This is a genomic window from Actinacidiphila sp. bgisy145 (genome assembly GCF_057708125.1).
Window position 1 is genome coordinate 24268 of the sequence record NZ_JBYIRL010000004.1, and the last position, 16115, is coordinate 40382.

Sequence of the window (16115 nt, forward strand, 5' to 3'; positions counted from 1 at the left end):
CGCGGCCGGCGGCGCGCCCGCCGGCCGCCCGGACCGCCGGCCCCACGGACCATCAGCCGCCCGAGCCGTCAGCCGCGCTGCCACCAGTGGCGCCTGCGGCGCGGGGCCAGCGCGTGGATCTCGGCGCGCAGCTCCGCGAACGTCACCACCGTCGCGGGCGCCTGCGGCCCCTCCTCGCCCGGCAGCGCGACCCCCAGGCACAGCAGCTTCAGCTGCTCGTCGGGCAGCGGCAGCGCGGCGAAGACCGGGGCGCCGTCGAAACCGGTGGGCAGCGGGCCCGACCAAGTCAGCGGGGCGTCGGGAGCGGTGCGGCGCACCTCGCCCGGCAGCAGCTCCTGCGGCCGGTCCGGGTGCGCGGACGCGCCGCTGCCGTCGGCCGGGTGCCCCAGCACGTAGGCGGTCAGCGGCCCCTCGCCGATCGCCTCGACGTCCTCGGCGCGTGCGGCGAGCCCGTCGGTGACCTCCTGCGTGTCCCAGCGCCAGCCCTTGCGTTCGGCGTGCAGATGCAGGTCCACCGTGGGCATCACCGCGACGCCGAGCCGGCCCAGCACCGTCCAGCGCTTGGCGAAACCGCCCATCACCAGCTCGTCCAGCGGCTGTTCGGGGTCGGTGAGGTCGCCGCGCAGGGTCCACTGCCCGATCTCGTAGCGGGTCCGGCGCGCGGCCGTGACCAGGTACTGCCGGATGACCTCGTGGTCGCCGCCGGTCTCGATCAGGTCGTTGTACCAGAAGGCGGTGGCGAAGCTCCGGTCCGCGCGGGCGGCCTGGAAGGGCAGCGTGGCGCGCGCGGCGATCTGCCGGACGGAGTCCGGGACGAGGCCGCCGGCCACCCCGCCGGACACCCCGACGGCAGCGGAGCGGGCGAAGCCGGGCTCGTCCGGCCGCTCCTCGGCGGCGCCGCCGTCTTCGGGGTCGGGGTCGTCGGGGACCGCCCGGCTCGGCGCGGGCGGCGCGGATGTCTCGGGCGACTCGGGCGACTCGGGTGTCTCGGGGCTCTCGGGCACAGCCCGGACCCTACTACCCGCCGCCCGGCGGCCGGTTCGCGCCCACCGGCGCCGGGTCGAGCGGCACCTCGGCGGTCAGCGTGAAGCCGCCGTCCCCCGCGCGGGACGTGCGCAGGCTGCCGCCCGCCAGCAGCAGGCGCTCGCCCAGCCCGGTCAGCCCGTTGCCCGCCGGGCGCGCGGGGTCCGGCCCGCGCCCGTCGTCGGAGACGGTCAGCCGCGCGCGGCCGTCGCCGGTCTCCAGCGCCACCACGCAGGTCGCCGCGCCCGAGTGCCGTACGACGTTGGTGGCCGCCTCGCGCAGCGCCCAGGCCAGCGCGCCCTCCGCGACCGGGGCCAGGCCCGGCACCCGGTCGGGGACGTGCAGCCGCGCCGAGACGCCCGCCGCGACCAGCGCGCTGCGGGCGTTGACGACCTCGGTGGCCAGCGTCGGACGCCGGTAGCCGCTGACCGCCTCGCGCACGTCCACCAGCGCCTGGCGGCTGACCGACTCGATGTCGGCGACCTGCGCGGCCGCGTCCTGCGGCCGGTCCGGCAGCATCCGCCCGGCCAGCTCGCTCTTGAGGGTGATCAGGGACAGCGAGTGCCCGAGCAGGTCGTGCAGGTCGCGGGCGAGCCGCAGCCGCTCCTCGGTGGCCGCGAGCTGCGCCACGGTGTCCCGGGCCGCCCGCAACTCCCGCATGGTGCGCACCAGCTGCCGTACCCCGACCATCGAGAAGCCGCCGAGCAGCGCGGGCAGCAGCAGTTCCGGGTAGAGCGACGCCTGCCGGTCGACGACCACTCCGGTGCCCACCAGCAGCACGGCCGCCAGCGGCACCGCCCACCGCGACCGCCGGTCGGGCAGGGCGGCGCCGCACGCCACGCAGACGTACACGTACAGCACCAGCCAGTCCGTGCCGAGCGCGAGCGACAGGGCCAGCGCCAGCGCCGCGAGACCGGCGAGGGTGGCGTACACCCAGGGCTGGGGCGGCGCGGGCTCGTTGGTGCGGAAGAACGCCAGCACCAGGTACGCCACCACGAAGGCGAGCAGGCCGAGCGCGGCGAGCGCGGTGACGGCCGGCGGGTGGCCGCCGCCGGCCAGGTCGCCGACCGGCGAGCCGAGGTAGGCGAGCCAGATGCCGATCCACATCAGCTTGGTCAGCGCCTGCCGGCGGGTCTCCGGCCGCCGCCCCATCGGGCTGGTGTCGGCGTCCTCCACCGCCTGCCGCCACTGCGGCCGCGACGCGCCGGTCATACGGTCATGCCCTCCGGGTGTCCTTGCGGTAGAGCCAGGCCGCCGCCCCCGCGAAGAGCAGCAGGTAGACCACGAGGACGGCGATGTCCCGCGGGTGCGGGGAGCCGCCCACCTCGATCGCCTGGCTCACGGCCACGTACGGTCGCGCCGGGAGGTAGCCGGCGAGGTTCTGCAACCACTGCGGGAAACTGTAGATCGGCACCCACAGCCCGCCCAGGACCGCCAGGCCGAAGTAGAACAGCATGGAGACCGGCCGGGCCACGTCCGCGGTGGCCAGATAGCCGATCGCCACCCCGAGCGCGGCGAAGACCAGGCTGCCCGCCCAGGTGCTGAAGGCGATCGCCACCCACTGCCAGGCGTCCAGCCGGACGTCCTTGACCAGGCCGCCGATCAGCAGCACCACCAGGATCGACGGCAGGCTGACGGTGGCCGCCGAGGCGACCTTCGCCGTGACGTAGCCGCGGCCGGGCAGCGCGGTCAGCCGCAGCTGCCGCACCCAGCCCTTCTCCCGCTCGCGGGCGATCCGCTCGGCGTTGCCCATCAGCACCGCCGTCATCGCGCCGAACGCGGCCATCGAGACCATCAGGTAGGCCACCGCCGACAGCCCGTGGCCGCCGACGGTGTCGCCCTTCTTGTAGCTCAGGGCGACCGCCAGGAACAGGAACGCCGGGTAGAGCACCGAGAAGAACATGAACTTGCGGTTCCGCAGGGTGCGGGTGATCTCCAGCCGGATCAGGGTCGTCATCGCCGCCCCGCCTCCTCGGTGCTCGTGGTGCCGGTCCCGGCGGTGGGCGCCGCCGACTTCGCCGCCGTGCTCCCCGCGGCGTCGGTGAGGGCGAGGAACGCCTGCTCCAGGCCGAGCCCGGCGACCTCCAGGTTGCGCGGGTACAGGCCCAGCCCGTACACCGCGTGCATGGTGGCGTCCGCGTCGTCGGAGCGGATGCGCACCGTCGGGCCGGTCACGTCCAGGCCCACCACGTGCGGCAGGGCCCGCAGCGCCTGCTCGTCCACGGCGCCGGCCAGGTCGAAGGTGATCCGGCGGGCCCCCGCACGCGCCTTGATCTCGGCCGCGGTGCCGTCCGCGATCAGCCGGCCCTGGTGCAGGACCAGCACCCGGTCCGCGATCGCGTCCGCCTCCTCCAGGTAGTGCGTGGCGAACAGCACCGTACGGCCCTGGTCGACCTGGGCGCGCATCGTCGCCCAGAACGCCTGCCGGGCGGTCACGTCCATGCCCGTGGTCGGCTCGTCGAGCACGATCAGGTCGTTCGCGCCGGCCGTGGCCATCGCGAACCTGACCCGCTGCTCCTGCCCGCCGGAGAGCTTGTTGACCTTGCGGTCGCCGATCCCGGTGAGGTCGGCGGCGGCCAGCACCTGGTCCACCGGGTACGCCCTGGGGTGCAGGTCGCAGGCGAGCGTGACCAGCTCGCGGACCGTGACCTCCTCCATCAGCCCGCCGCTTTGCAGCATCGCGCCGACCTGCCCCCTGGCGATCGCCTGGGCCGGGCCGGTGCCGAAGACCCGCACCTCGCCGCGGTCGGGGTTCTTCAGGCCCAGGAGCAGGTCGAGCGCCGTGGACTTGCCCGCGCCGTTCGGCCCGAGCAGCGCCACCGTCTGCCCGGGGTGCAGTTCCAGGCTCAGGTCGGACACCGCCCGTACCGCCCCGAAGCTCTTGCCCACGTCCCGGAAAGCCGCCACGGGCTGTCCCGGGCCGGGGCCCGCGCCCCGCGCCTGCGTGTTCGTACCCACCGATGCTGCCGTCATGGCCCCACTGTCGCGCGCGGCGGCCGGTCGGCGGCAGTGTGCCGGGTCGTGACTTCCGCATGACAGATGTCATACGGCCCTCCTGCGTACGATCCCGCTGCCGTACGGCCCCGCGCCGCCGGGGCCTGACCGGCCCGGCCCCCTGATGGCCGACGCGGGGCGTGACCCGCCACGCGGGCCGTCGTTGAGCGGGCATGACCAGCGCCGAGCCCCTGCCGATCCCGGTCGCCGCAGCCCTGGAAGCGGCGGACGCGGGGAACACCGAGGACTTCCTTGCCGCCTTCGCCCCGGACGGGGCGGTGGACGACTGGGGCCGGGTCTTCCGCGGCCACGACGCCATCCGGGAGTGGAGCGACGCCGAGTTCATCGGCAAGCAGGTCTCCCTGCGCGTCACCGGCACCCATCAGGACGAGACCACCACCACCGTCTCCACCCGGGTCGGCGGCAACGGCTTCAACGGCCCGTCCGACTTCACCTTCACCGTCACCGGCGACCACATCGACCTGATGCGCATCAGCGGGTGACACCGGTGCCCCGCCGGGCGGAGCCGCTAAGGTGCCGGGGTGACGGGGAACATCCGAGTGCTGCTGGCCGACGACCAGTCGATGGTCAGGGAGGCCCTGGCCACGCTCCTCGGGCTGGAGGCGGACATCGAGGTCGTCGCGCAGGTCGCGCGCGGCGACGAGGTGGTGGCCGCGGTGCTGGAGCACCGGCCCGACGTGGCGCTGCTCGACATCGAGATGCCCGGGGCGACCGGGATCGAGGCCGCCGCGCAGGTCCGCGCGGCCGCGCCCGAGGTGAAGGTCGTCATCGTGACGACCTTCGGCCGGCCCGGCTACCTGCGGCGCGCGATGGAGTCGGGCGCGCGGGCGTTCCTCGTCAAGGACGCGCCCGCGGCGCAACTGGCCGACGCGGTACGGCGGGTACTCGCAGGCGAGCGGGTCATCGACCCCTCGCTGGCCGCGGCGGCCCTCGCGGAGGGGGCGGACCCGCTGACCGCCCGCGAACGCGAGGTCCTCAACGCGGCGGCCGACGGCGCGCTCAACGCCGAGATCGCCCGCCGCCTGCGCCTGTCCGAGGGGACCGTCCGCAACTACCTGTCCACCGCCATCCAGAAGACCGGTGCCCGCAACCGCGCCGAAGCCGCCCGCATCGCGGGCGAGAAGGGCTGGCTCTGACGCCCCCGGGGCGACGCACAACCAAGCAGGGTCAGTTGAGCCGGGCCCGCGCGGCACGCGCCTGGGTACGGATGGCGGCCGCCGTCTCGGCGTCGAACGCGCCGATGACCTCGGCGTACTCCTCCATCTCGGCGGCCCCGCCGAGGAAGTCGCCCATCTGGACGAGCACCTGGGCCCGCTCGTAGCGCAGGCGGGCCGGGTGCCGGGGGAGGAGCAGCGTGAGGTCCAGGGTCCACAGCTGCACCGGCAGCCGCTCGGGCCGCGGCGCCGCCCACGCCCGGATGTTGTTCAGCACGCGCCGCACGATGTCCAGGGTGTCCGCGGGCACCGGAGCCGCGGCAGGCCCGCCCGCGCCCCCGCCGGCAGCCCCGCCGACCGCACCGGACACGAGCCGTTCGGCGTCGGGCCCGGACAGCACGCGCCCGCCGTCGAACGGGTCGACCAGCACATAAGGTGCCGGGTCCGCCCCGAACCGGGCGCCGTGCGGCTCCAGATCGCCCAGCGCCACCACGAAGTGCCCGGGCAGCCCCACCCCGTGGACCGGCGCCCCCGCGCGCCGCGCCACCTCCATCCACACCACCGACAGCAGGATCGGCAGCCCGCGCCGCCGCCGCAGGACCTCCTGGAGCAGCGACGACGACAGCCGCCCGTAGTCCGCGGGCGTGCCGTGGAAGCCGTGCCCGGCGCCCAGCACCCGGCCGAGCGCCTGCGCCCACTCCAGCGGCGTGGCCGCGCCGTACGGCAGCAGCCCGGCGAGCCGGTCGAGTTCGATCTGCGCGAGGTCGGCCACCGGGCCGTCCAGCGCCGGGTCCGCCTCCGCCCCGATCAGCAGGCACAGCTCCGCCAGGTCGGGCCGCTCCTCGCGGGCGGCGGCGGCGAACCGTTCGCGTACCGAAGCCGTCATGCCGGGGGGCGCCGGTAGTGGTAGCCGTGGTGGTCGGTGAAGCCGAGCCGGTCGTAGAGCGCGCGGGCGGCCTCGTTGTCCGCCTCGACCTGGAGGTAGGCGGCCCGCGCGCCCTCGTCGTACGCCCGGCGGGCCAGCGCGCCCATCACCGCGGTGGCCAGCCCCCTGCGGCGGCGCTCGGGCGCGACCTCGACCGCGCCGAACAGCACCCAGGGCCCTTCGACGACGGCCCGGCCGATCGCGCCGGGCGCGGTGGCGAACCACACCGACGGCCCGCCCGAGACCACCTTCAGCGCGGCCTCGGCGAGCGCGCCGGTGCGGTGGTAGGCGGCCAGCCACGCGGCGTCCGGCGCACGCGACAACTCCACCGGGGCGTCCGGCGGTTCGGGCAGGGACGTCAGCGGCACCAGCGGCGCGGTGCGCACCAGGCTGTCCGCCTCGCGCACCCACCCCGCGCGCGCGAGCCGGTCGGCGTACGGCGAGGCGTCCGGCACCTGGAGCACCGCGGGGAGCCCGCGCTCGGCGTACCAGCCGGTCACGGCCGCCAGCGCCCGCGGCAGCGGCACGCCCGGGTCGCCCGTCACCAGCACGGAGTTCGCCCGCCGGGTGAACCCGCCCGCCGCCCGCAGCGTCCACCCGCCCAGCGGCGCGGTCTCCAGGGCCGGCCAGGCCCGCGACGCCACCGCCTCGATCTCCTCGTCGGTCACCGCCGGCACGCCGGTCCCGCCGCCGCGCCGCGCGGGAGCGGGCGGCACCACCTTCCCCGCCACGAGTGCCTCCTCCTCGATCCGCACCGTTTCCCCGGTCCGCCGAGTGATGCAGACCACTCCCGTATCCCAGGATGCGAGAACACCGACCGTATCGGTGAACGTAGGATGCCCGTCGGTGACCTGGACCACCTGCCGGACCGAGACGCGTTTTCCCACGTCAGCGGGGGTGATCCGGATTTCGAGCCGAACCCCGGACGAGAAATCCCCTGGCATGCGTGCCCCTCCTGTTCGGAACGTGCCCAGGAACGGAGATACTAGGTGCGGGCATCGACGACGCCGCGCTCCCGCGCGAGATGAGCCCTACCGAGGAGGAACGACAGCGTGACCTACGTCATCGCGCAGCCTTGTGTCGACGTCAAGGACAAGGCGTGCATCGAAGAGTGCCCGGTCGACTGCATCTACGAGGGCAGCCGGTCCTTGTACATCCATCCGGACGAGTGTGTCGACTGCGGCGCGTGTGAGCCGGTTTGCCCGGTCGAGGCGATCTTCTACGAGGACGACACCCCGGAGGAGTGGAAGGACTACTACAAGGCCAACGTGGAGTTCTTCGACGAGCTGGGCTCGCCGGGCGGCGCCTCGAAGCTCGGCCTGATCGAGCGCGACCACCCCTTCGTCGCGGAACTGCCGCCGCAGAACCAGTGACCCGGTGACCACCACCCGGGGCTGACCACCGCCGGGCCCCGTAGCCGCGCACACCGCCGCGGCTGCGGGGCCCGGTGTGCTGCACCACCGTACGAACCGTCTGCGAGAGTGAGCACGTTGAGCATCTCCGCCCGCCTTCCGGTCTTCCCCTGGGACCGTCTGGAGCCGTACAAGGCCACGGCGGCCGCGCACCCCGACGGCGTGGTCGACCTGTCCGTGGGCACCCCGGTGGACCCCGTCCCCGAGGTGGTCCGGCAGGCCCTGACCGCCGCCGCGGACAGCCCCGGCTACCCGCTCACCTACGGCACCGCCGCGCTGCGCGAGGCCGCGGCGCGCTACCTGCGGGAGTGGCACGGCGTCAGCGGGGCGGACCCGGCGCACATCCTGCCGCTCATCGGCTCCAAGGAACTCGTCGGCTGGCTGCCCACCCTGCTCGACCTGCGCGAGAGCGACCAGGTCGGCTACCCGTCGCTGGCCTACCCGACCTACGAGATCGGCGCGCTCATCGCCCGCGCCGGGGCCGCCCGCTACGACGACCCCGCCGCCGACCTCGACCCGGCCCGCACCCGGCTGCTCTGGCTCAACAGCCCCTCCAACCCGACCGGGCGCGTGCTGCCGGCCGCCGAACTGCGCCGGATCGTGGCGTGGGCCCGCGAGCACGGCGTCCTCGTCGTCTCCGACGAGTGCTACATCGAACTCGGCTGGGAGGGCGCCGAGCCGGTCTCCGTGCTCCACCCCGACGTCTGCGGGGACAGCCACGACGGGCTGCTCGCCGTGCACTCGCTGTCCAAGCGGTCCAACTTCGCCGGGTACCGCGGGGCCTTCCTCACCGGTGACCCCGCGGTCGTCGCCGAACTCCTCGGGGTGCGCAAGCACGCCGGGATGATCGTGCCGCAGCCGGTGCAGGCCGCGATGGCCGCGGCGCTGGGCGACCGCGAGCACGCGGTCGCCCAGAAGAAGCTGTACGCGCAGCGCCGGGCGGCGCTGCGCGGGGCGCTTGAAGGCGCCGGCTTCCGGATCGAGCACAGCGAGGCCAGCCTCTACCTGTGGGCCACCCGCGACGAGGACTGCTGGCAGACCGTCGCCGACCTCGCCAAGCACGGTGTCCTCGTCGCCCCCGGCGAGTTCTACGGCCCGGCCGGCCAGAACTTCGTCCGCGTCGCCTTCACCGCGACGGACGAGCGGGTCGCCGCGGCGGTTTCCAGGCTGGGCTGACCCTCCGGGGTGGGTGGTTCTGCCGGTTCCGGGACCACCCGCCGGTGGAGGGCTGGTCGCGCAGTTCCCCGCGCCCCCTGGATTCGCTCGGGTCCCCCGGGGCAAGCCCGGTGCGAGCCGCAGTTGTTCAGGGGCGCGGGGAACTGCGCGACCAGCCACCGCGGACCGCAAGGTCCCGCAACTCCGCGGACGGGGCAGCTGGGAGGGTCAGCGAGCCACGGTGATGCGGACCACAGGGTCCGCATCCTTGGCGTCGGCCGCTTTCGTCTGCTGCCAGCCCTTGTCGGACTTGGCGGCCTGCCAGCGGGAGTCGCCGAGGGTGACCTGCTCGACCTTGAGGTCGTGGGCGTGGGCGACCGCCCACTGGGCGAGCTGCCAGCTGCGGGCCCGGCTGGTGCCGGAGGTGACGGCGACGGTGCGCGGCGCGCTGTCGTCGCTCGACTTCGCCCGGCTGCCGAACTCCCGCTTCAGCCGCGCGGCGACCGCCGCGGTGTCGCCCAGCCGGCCGCCGGCGCTGTACGCGGTGTCCGCCCCGGTGGTGCAGCTCAGCGACCCGCCCTCCTGCCCGGTCAGCGCGGCGGACAGGGAGGTCGCCTCGGACTCGTGCTGGGCGTACGCCTCGGGGTAGCCGCTGCGCTGGACCCGCTGGGCGGCGACGGTCACGGGGAGCTTGGTGTATCCCTGGATCTTGACCAGGCTGTCGAAGAACGCGCCCGCGGCGTACACCGGGTCCTGGATCTCCTTGGCGGTGCCCCAGCCCTGCGAGGGGCGCTGCTGGAACAGGCCCAGGGAGTCGCGGTCACCGCTGTCGAGGTTGCGCAGCTGGGACTCCTGCATCGCCGTGGCCAGCGCTATCGTCACCGCGCGCTCGGGCAGGTCGCGGGACATCGCGACCGCGGCGATCGTCGCCGCGTTGGCCGCCTGGTCGGTGTCCAGCTCCAGGTCGTTGCCGTCGGTCTTGACGGTGCAGCCGGCGGCGGCCGGGGCGTTGTTGTTCTCCAGGCGGTACGCGATGTAGCCGCCGAGGGCGAGCAGCACAACGAGGCCGGCGGTGACGCGCAGGCCGCAGCCGCGCCTCTTCTTCTCGTTCGCTGGGGACGGCGACTCGGGCACGAGCGAACCATACCCAAACCGAGCCCCCGTTCCGCCCCCCTCGCCACCGTCCGTCGCGTGCGGCACCACCTAGGGTGGCGGAATGGGAACTGGGCTTGATCTTGAGCAGGACGTCGCCGGGTTGACGGCGCAACTGGTCGACGTGGAGTCGGTGAGCCGGCAGGAGGGCGAGCTGGCCGACCTGGTGGAGGCGGCGCTCGGCGCCCTGCCGCACCTGCGGGTGGACCGGGACGGCAACGCGGTGGTGGCCAGGACCGCGCTGGGCCGGGCCGAACGGGTGGTGCTGGCCGGCCACTTGGACACCGTGCCGGTCGCGGACAACCTGCCGTCGCGGCTGGACGCGGACGGTCTGCTGTGGGGTTGCGGCACCTCGGACATGAAAGCGGGCGTGGCGGTGCAGCTGAAGCTGGCCGCGGGACTGCCGGCCCCCAACCGCGACCTGACGTTCGTGTTCTACGACGCGGAGGAGATCGCCGCGGAGTTCAACGGCCTGAAGCGGCTGGCCGAGCACCACCCGGACTGGCTGGCGGGCGACTTCGCGGTGCTGATGGAGCCGACCGACGGCCGGGTGGACGGCGGCTGCCAGGGCACCTTGCGGGTACGGGTGCAGACCACCGGGCGCCGCGCGCACTCCGCCCGCAGCTGGCTGGGCGAGAACGCCATCCACAAGGCCGCCCCGATCCTGTCCCGGCTGGCGGCCTACGAGCCGCGCCGGGTGGAGATCGACGGCCTGGTCTACCCCGAGGGCCTGAACGCGGTGCTGATCGAGGGCGGCCACGCCGGGAACGTCATCCCGGACACCTGCGCGGTCACCGTCAACTACCGCTTCTCCCCGGACCAGAGCGAGGCCGAGGCGCTGGCGCGGGTGCGGGAGGTCTTCGACGGCTTCGACGTGGTGCTCACCGACAGCGCCCCGGGCGCGCTGCCCGGCCTGTCGCAGCCGGCCGCGGCCGCGTTCGTCGCGGCGATCGGCACCCCGCCCGCGGCGAAGGAGGCGTGGACGGACGTGGCGCGGTTCTCCGCGCTGGGCGTGCCCGCGGTGAACTACGGCCCGGGCGACCCGACCCTGGCGCACACCCGCGAGGAGAACGTCCGCGTCGCCGCCGTCCAGGAAGCCGAGCGCAAGCTCCGGGAGTGGCTCACCGCATAGTCCCCGCCCCGGAGCAACCGAACCGGGGTGGGTACGCATCCTCCCATCCGCCATGGTGCGATCGGATACGCCCGATCCGGGCGGAGTCGAGGGGGAGGGCCCGGTCATGGGGCTGACCAGCACGTGGTTCGCCGTGCTGCTGCTGGTGGCGGCGGTCGGTGCGATGGCGGCGGCACTGCTGCTGTGGTCGCGGGTGCGCGGCCCCCGCGCGGTGCGCGCCGCGACCCGGGTGGGCATGATCCTGCTCTGCCAGGCCACCGCGATCTGCGTGATGATGGTCCTGGTCAACAACCAGTACGGCTTCTACGCCTCCTGGGCCGACCTGCTCGGCGACGCCAACAGCGGCGGCGGGGCCACCACCGCCTCCGCCGCCCACCCGGCCGCGGCGCCCGCCGTGCCCGACTACCACGCCGCGTTCCGCTCGTACTCCGCCGGCTTCCGGCGCGCGACCGTGCGCGGCTGGCACGCCGGCACCAAGGGCGAGGTGATCGTCTGGCTGCCGCCGCAGTACACCGCGAAGGGGTACGCCCACACCCGCTTCCCGGTGATCGAGGTGCTGCACGGCATACCCGGCACCCCGCACAGCTTCCTGCGCGGGATGCGGATCGGCCGGATCATGGCCGGCGAGATCGCGGCGGGCCGGGCCGACCCCGCGATCCTGGTGCTGCCGACCATCACCCCGGACCGGGTCGACACCGGCTGCGCCGACGTACCGGGCCGCAGCAAGGTCGCCACCTGGCTCACCGACGACGTGCCGCGCACCGTGGCCGCCAACTTCCGTACCCTGCCCGGGCCGGCCGGGTGGGCGGTGATGGGCATATCCACCGGCGGCTACTGCGCGGCGCGGCTCGGCCTGGACTACCCGGGCCGGTTCGCCGCCGCGGCCGCGCTCGCCCCCGACGACCCTGGCCACGGGGTGCGCTCCCCGCTGTGGCTGGCCCGGCACGGCCGCCCGGCCGCCCACCTGCTGGTGGAGTCCAGCCTCCAGGACCGGGAGAGCCCGCCGCGGTTCGCCGACGAAATCGCCGCCGCCGTCCGGCCGCCCGGCACCGTCAGCACGCTCCGGCTGCCGGCCGGTGGCCACAACTGGAAGACCTGGGGCCGGATGTTCCCCGACGCGCTGACCTGGCTCAGCGGGCGGCTGGAAGCCCCGAGGGCGGTCCCGCTGGCGCCGTCGACGGCACCGTGATGCGTACGCTGCGGGTATGACAACAGACGCAACCGACCCCGACGACGCGAAGGGGAACGCGGGTGACAAGCAGGAGGCCGCGGCCGCGGCGAACGCCGCCGCCGAGGGCCGCCCGGAGGGCCGGGGCTGGCCGGAGCGGCACACCGGTCCGGTGATCCGCCGACGTGGACAGGTGCTCTCCGGCACCACCGACCAGCGGCTGCTGGACAGCCGCGGCGCCACCGACTGGGTGCACAGCGACCCGTGGCGGGTGCTGCGCATCCAGTCCGAGTTCGTGGAGGGCTTCGGCGCGCTCGCCGAACTCGGCTCCGCGGTCAGCGTGTTCGGCTCCGCCCGCACCCCGGTCGACTCCCGCGAGTACGACGCCGGGGTCCGGATCGGCCGCGCGCTCGCGGAAGCCGGGTTCGCCGTGATCACCGGCGGCGGCCCCGGCGCCATGGAAGCGGCCAACAAGGGCGCCCTGGAGGCCGGCGGGGTCTCCGTCGGCCTCGGCATCGAGCTGCCCTTCGAGCAGGGGCTCAACCCCTACGTCGACATCGGCGTCAACTTCCGCTACTTCTTCGTCCGCAAGACGATGTTCGTCAAGTACGCCCGCGGCTTCGTGGTGCTGCCCGGCGGCTTCGGCACCCTGGACGAGCTCTTCGAGGCGCTCACCCTCGTGCAGACCAAGAAGGTCACCCGCTTCCCGATCGTGCTGTTCGGCAGCGACTACTGGGGCGGCCTGGTCTCCTGGGTCCGCCAGACCCTCGTCGCCGAGGGCAAGGCGTCCCCGGCCGACCTGGAGCTCTTCCACGTCACCGACGACGTCGACGACGCGGTGGAGCGGGTCACCAAGGAGAGCGCGTAAGCACGCCGCCCTGACCCTCCGGGCCGGTCCGGGAGGGTCAGGCGAGCCCCCTGCGGGCCACCGCGGGGGCCCGGTCGCCGGCGATCGCCGCGACCATCTCCAGGACCTGCCGGGTCTCGGGCACCTCGTGCACCCGGTACACCTGCGCCCCCAGCCACGCGGACACCGCGGTGGTCGCCAGCGTGCCGATCAGCCGCTCCTTGACCGGCCGGTCCAGCGTCTCCCCGACGAAGTCCTTGTTGGACAGGGAGACCAGCACCGGCCACCCGGTGGCCGTCATCTCCGGCAGCCGCCGGGTCGCCTCCAGGGAGTGCCGGGTGTTCTTGCCGAAGTCGTGCCCGGGGTCGATCAGGATGCCGTCGCGCCGCACCCCGAGCCGCTCGGCGCGCTCGGCGAGCCCGACGGTGACGTCGAGGATGTCGGCCATCACGTCGTCGTAGGCGACCCGGTGCGGCCGGGTCCGCGGCTGCGCGCCGCCCGCGTGGGTGCACACCAGCCCCACCCCGTGGCGCGCGGCCACCACCGCCAGTTCCGGGTCGACCCCGCCCCACGCGTCGTTGAGCAGGTCGGCGCCGGCCGCGCAGACCGCCTCGGCGACCTCGTGCCGCCAGGTGTCCACGCTGATCACGACGTCCGGGTGGCGCCGCCGCACCTCCGCGACGAAGTCCACCGTGCGCCGGATCTCCTCCTGCGCCGAGACCTCCTCGCCCGGGCCCGCCTTGACCCCGCCGATGTCCACGATCGCGGCGCCCTCGTCGACCACCCGCGCGACCCGTTCGAGCGCCGGCTCGTCGGTGAAGGTCGCCCCCTGGTCGTAGAACGAGTCGGGCGTGCGGTTGACGATCGCCATGATCACCGGCTCCCGCGCGCCGAATTCCCGGCTGCCCAGCCGAAGTCCCACGGTCACTCCTCATCTCAGACTCATGCGATCGTGGCACGATCGTGCCTGACATGGACGACCCGCCGATCCGGACGGCAGGTCGCTGGGCGTACCCCGGGAGTATCGACGTGTTCTGGTTCATGCTCATCGCGCTCGTCGCGGTGGTCGCGGCGGTGGCGCTGGCCGTGCTCGGCGACGGCGGCGCGCTGAAGGACGCCGAGCCCGAGCGGCTCCAGGACCGGCTGCCCCCGGACCGCCCGCTGGCCCGCGCCGACGTGGACGCGGTCCGGCTGCCGGTGGGCCTGCGCGGCTACCGCATGGTCGACGTGGACGAGGTGCTGGAGCGGCTCGGCGCCGAACTCGCCGAGCGCGACGCCCGGATCGCCGAGTTGGAGGCCCACCTCGCGGGCGTCCACGCCGGCGGGCACCCCTACGGCGCCCCCGCCGGCCCGGCCGCCCCCGGGCAGGCCCCGCGAACGGCCCCGGAGGGCCCGTACGGCGCCGGGAACGGCTACGGGCAGGAATACCAGGGGCCCGGCCACACCTACGGCCAGGAGCCCATCGCGGGCCCCGACAACGGCCCCGGCAGCGGCCCCCAGGGCGGCCCCGGCAACGGCTACGGGCAGCAGGGCGGCGCCGGTGAGTGACGGCGCCGCCATCCCCGGCCCCGACGGCCTGCTCCGCTGCCCGTGGGGCCTGTCCACGCCCGACTACCTGGACTACCACGACAAGGAGTGGGGCAAGCCGGTGCACGGCGACGACGCCCTCTTCGAGCGGATCTGCCTGGAGGCCTTCCAGTCCGGGCTGTCGTGGATCACCATCCTGCGCCGCCGCGAGACGTTCCGGACCGCCTTCCGGCACTTCGCCGTCGACGAGGTCGCCGCCTTCACCGACGACGACCGCGCCCGGCTGCTCGCCGACCCCGGGATCATCCGCAACCGCGCCAAGATCGACGCGGCGATCGCCAACGCCGCCGCCGCCCGCACCGTGCGCGACAGCTACGACGGCGGCCTCGACGCGCTCGTCTGGTCCTTCGCCCCCGACCCGGCCAAGCGCCCGGCCCCGCGCAGCCTCGCCGAGGTCGCCGCGATCACCCCGGAGTCCACCGCCCTGGCCAAGGACCTCAAGAAGCGCGGCTTCCGCTTCGTCGGCCCCACCACCGCCCACGCCCTGATGCAGGCGTGCGGCCTGGTCAACGACCACCTGGCGGCCTGCACCGCCCGCTGACCGGGGCGGCCCGGCCGCCGGGCCCGCCCCGTCAGCGCCGCCTCAGTTGCCGCGGAAATCCGGCTTCCGCTTGCCGACGAAGGCCGCGACGCCCTCCCGGTGGTCCGCCGACGCCCCCGCCCGCGCCTGGAGCACGTCCTCGCGCGCCAGGGTCTCGACCAGGCTGTGCGACGCCCCGTACGCCAGCGCCTCCTTCATCGCCGCGTACGCGACCGTCGGTCCCTGCGCGAGCCGCCGGGCCAGGGCGACCGCCGTGTCCGCCAGCTCCGCGGCCGGCACCACCTGGTGCACCAGCCCCAGCGAGAGCGCCTCGGCCGCGGGCACCGACCGCGGGAACAGCAGCAGTTCGGCGGCCCGCGCCTGCCCGACCAGCCGCGGCAGCGTCCACGCCATGCCCGAGTCGGTCGACAGCGCCACGCCCGCGAACGCGGTGGTGAAGGACGCGGTGTCCGCGGCGACCCGGTAGTCCGCGGCGAACGCGAACCCGGCCCCGGCCCCGGCCGCCGCGCCGTTCACCGCGGCGACCACCGGCTTGGGCATGGTGGCCAGCGCGGTGACGATCGGGTTGTAGTGCTCGGCGACCGTCGACAGCCCGCCGCCGTGCTCCAGGATGCCGACGTGCTCCTTGAGGTCCTGCCCGACGCAGAACGCCCGGCCGCGGGCGGCCAGCAGCACCGCGCGCACCGCCTCGTCCGCGCCCGCCGCCCGCAGCGTGTCGCGCAGCGCGTCCTTGGTGCCCGTGTCGAGCGCGTTCATCGCCTCCGGCCGGTTCAGGGTGACCGTCGCCAAGCCGTCCTCGACCTCGTACAGCACGCTCTCGCCCATGCCTGAACCCCTTCGTCGCGGCAAGTGTCCTGGTTAGGATGCCGGACCCGGTGACGGTCCGACATGTGACGTACGTCAAACCGCGGCGGGTCCGGGAGCCGCCCCGCCCGCCGGAATAGCCGGTTTTGGGGGATCGGAATGTACAACGGAGTGCTACGGCTATTGGTCATCGGGTCGAC

The 16115-nt window shown here is 74.8% G+C and carries 18 protein-coding genes; 9 read left to right on the forward strand and 9 right to left on the reverse strand.

The window, feature by feature from the left end:
- Positions 1–68: 68 nt before the first annotated feature.
- From AC3ERT_RS05060 to AC3ERT_RS05075, 4 genes are read right to left on the reverse strand one after another with little or no spacing between them, the layout of a single operon-like run.
- On the reverse strand, positions 69–1004 hold the full coding sequence (locus tag AC3ERT_RS05060) for a hypothetical protein (RefSeq protein WP_435172893.1): 936 nt from the start codon (positions 1002–1004) through the stop codon (positions 69–71).
- Between the two features lie 13 nt (positions 1005–1017).
- On the reverse strand, positions 1018–2235 hold the full coding sequence (locus tag AC3ERT_RS05065; RefSeq protein ID WP_435125793.1) for a sensor histidine kinase: 1218 nt from the start codon (positions 2233–2235) through the stop codon (positions 1018–1020).
- Between the two features lie 4 nt (positions 2236–2239).
- Positions 2240–2980, reverse strand: coding sequence for an ABC transporter permease (locus AC3ERT_RS05070; RefSeq protein ID WP_435125796.1), 741 nt, complete (start codon positions 2978–2980; stop codon positions 2240–2242).
- Complete coding sequence (locus AC3ERT_RS05075) at positions 2977–3996, reverse strand: ABC transporter ATP-binding protein (protein WP_435125799.1); 1020 nt, start codon at positions 3994–3996, stop codon at positions 2977–2979. Before AC3ERT_RS05075 ends, AC3ERT_RS05070 begins: the two co-directional genes overlap by 4 nt.
- Before the next feature lie 194 nt (positions 3997–4190).
- Between AC3ERT_RS05075 and AC3ERT_RS05080 the strand changes: the two genes are divergently transcribed.
- Together AC3ERT_RS05080 and AC3ERT_RS05085 are read left to right on the forward strand one after the other, a co-directional pair.
- Positions 4191–4520: a nuclear transport factor 2 family protein gene (locus AC3ERT_RS05080; protein ID WP_335977527.1), complete on the forward strand. Its 330-nt coding sequence runs from the start codon at positions 4191–4193 to the stop codon at positions 4518–4520.
- A gap of 39 nt (positions 4521–4559) precedes the next feature.
- Positions 4560–5174: a response regulator transcription factor gene (locus AC3ERT_RS05085; protein WP_335977525.1), complete on the forward strand. Its 615-nt coding sequence runs from the start codon at positions 4560–4562 to the stop codon at positions 5172–5174.
- A 31-nt stretch (positions 5175–5205) separates the two neighbouring features.
- Here AC3ERT_RS05085 and AC3ERT_RS05090 read toward each other — a convergent pair whose 3' ends face one another.
- Positions 5206–6078, reverse strand: coding sequence for a transglutaminase family protein (locus tag AC3ERT_RS05090; RefSeq protein WP_335977523.1), 873 nt, complete (start codon positions 6076–6078; stop codon positions 5206–5208).
- Positions 6075–7061: a GNAT family N-acetyltransferase gene (locus AC3ERT_RS05095; RefSeq protein WP_435172894.1), complete on the reverse strand. Its 987-nt coding sequence runs from the start codon at positions 7059–7061 to the stop codon at positions 6075–6077. The genes AC3ERT_RS05090 and AC3ERT_RS05095 overlap by 4 nt, the downstream gene beginning before the upstream one ends.
- 108 nt (positions 7062–7169) lie before the next feature.
- On the opposite strand from AC3ERT_RS05095, the gene fdxA reads away from it, so the two are divergent.
- Together fdxA and dapC are read left to right on the forward strand one after the other, a co-directional pair.
- Positions 7170–7490 carry a ferredoxin gene (fdxA, locus tag AC3ERT_RS05100; protein WP_040248668.1) on the forward strand — a complete coding sequence of 107 codons (321 nt, stop codon included), beginning with the start codon at positions 7170–7172 and terminating at the stop codon, positions 7488–7490.
- 108 nt (positions 7491–7598) lie between these two features.
- Entirely contained in the window at positions 7599–8705 is a 1107-nt protein-coding gene (dapC, locus tag AC3ERT_RS05105; RefSeq protein WP_335977516.1) for a succinyldiaminopimelate transaminase, read from the forward strand.
- Between the two features lie 207 nt (positions 8706–8912).
- Here dapC and AC3ERT_RS05110 read toward each other — a convergent pair whose 3' ends face one another.
- Positions 8913–9818 carry a hypothetical protein gene (locus tag AC3ERT_RS05110; protein ID WP_435125808.1) on the reverse strand — a complete coding sequence of 302 codons (906 nt, stop codon included), beginning with the start codon at positions 9816–9818 and terminating at the stop codon, positions 8913–8915.
- A gap of 82 nt (positions 9819–9900) precedes the next feature.
- Between AC3ERT_RS05110 and dapE the strand changes: the two genes are divergently transcribed.
- From dapE to AC3ERT_RS05125, 3 genes are all read left to right on the forward strand, one after another.
- Positions 9901–10968: a succinyl-diaminopimelate desuccinylase gene (dapE, locus tag AC3ERT_RS05115; RefSeq protein WP_435125811.1), complete on the forward strand. Its 1068-nt coding sequence runs from the start codon at positions 9901–9903 to the stop codon at positions 10966–10968.
- 106 nt (positions 10969–11074) lie between these two features.
- Positions 11075–12157, forward strand: coding sequence for an alpha/beta hydrolase (locus tag AC3ERT_RS05120; protein WP_435125813.1), 1083 nt, complete (start codon positions 11075–11077; stop codon positions 12155–12157).
- Positions 12158–12173: 16 nt separating this feature from the next.
- The gene (locus tag AC3ERT_RS05125; RefSeq protein WP_335977505.1) at positions 12174–13004 is read left to right on the forward strand and encodes an LOG family protein; all 831 of its coding nucleotides are present in this window, start codon (positions 12174–12176) and stop codon (positions 13002–13004) included.
- 37 nt (positions 13005–13041) lie between these two features.
- Here the strand turns inward: AC3ERT_RS05125 and folP are convergent, their stop codons facing one another.
- Positions 13042–13854 (reverse strand): dihydropteroate synthase, encoded by an 813-nt coding sequence (folP, locus tag AC3ERT_RS05130; protein WP_335977614.1) that lies wholly within the window; start codon positions 13852–13854, stop codon positions 13042–13044.
- A gap of 101 nt (positions 13855–13955) precedes the next feature.
- Between folP and AC3ERT_RS05135 the strand changes: the two genes are divergently transcribed.
- Both AC3ERT_RS05135 and AC3ERT_RS05140 read left to right on the forward strand, forming a co-directional pair.
- Positions 13956–14531: a DivIVA domain-containing protein gene (locus tag AC3ERT_RS05135; protein ID WP_435172895.1), complete on the forward strand. Its 576-nt coding sequence runs from the start codon at positions 13956–13958 to the stop codon at positions 14529–14531.
- Positions 14524–15111, forward strand: coding sequence for a DNA-3-methyladenine glycosylase I (locus AC3ERT_RS05140; RefSeq protein ID WP_335977503.1), 588 nt, complete (start codon positions 14524–14526; stop codon positions 15109–15111). The genes AC3ERT_RS05135 and AC3ERT_RS05140 overlap by 8 nt, the downstream gene beginning before the upstream one ends.
- A gap of 42 nt (positions 15112–15153) precedes the next feature.
- Here AC3ERT_RS05140 and AC3ERT_RS05145 read toward each other — a convergent pair whose 3' ends face one another.
- Positions 15154–15936: an enoyl-CoA hydratase/isomerase family protein gene (locus AC3ERT_RS05145; RefSeq protein ID WP_435125816.1), complete on the reverse strand. Its 783-nt coding sequence runs from the start codon at positions 15934–15936 to the stop codon at positions 15154–15156.
- Positions 15937–16115: the final 179 nt, after the last annotated feature.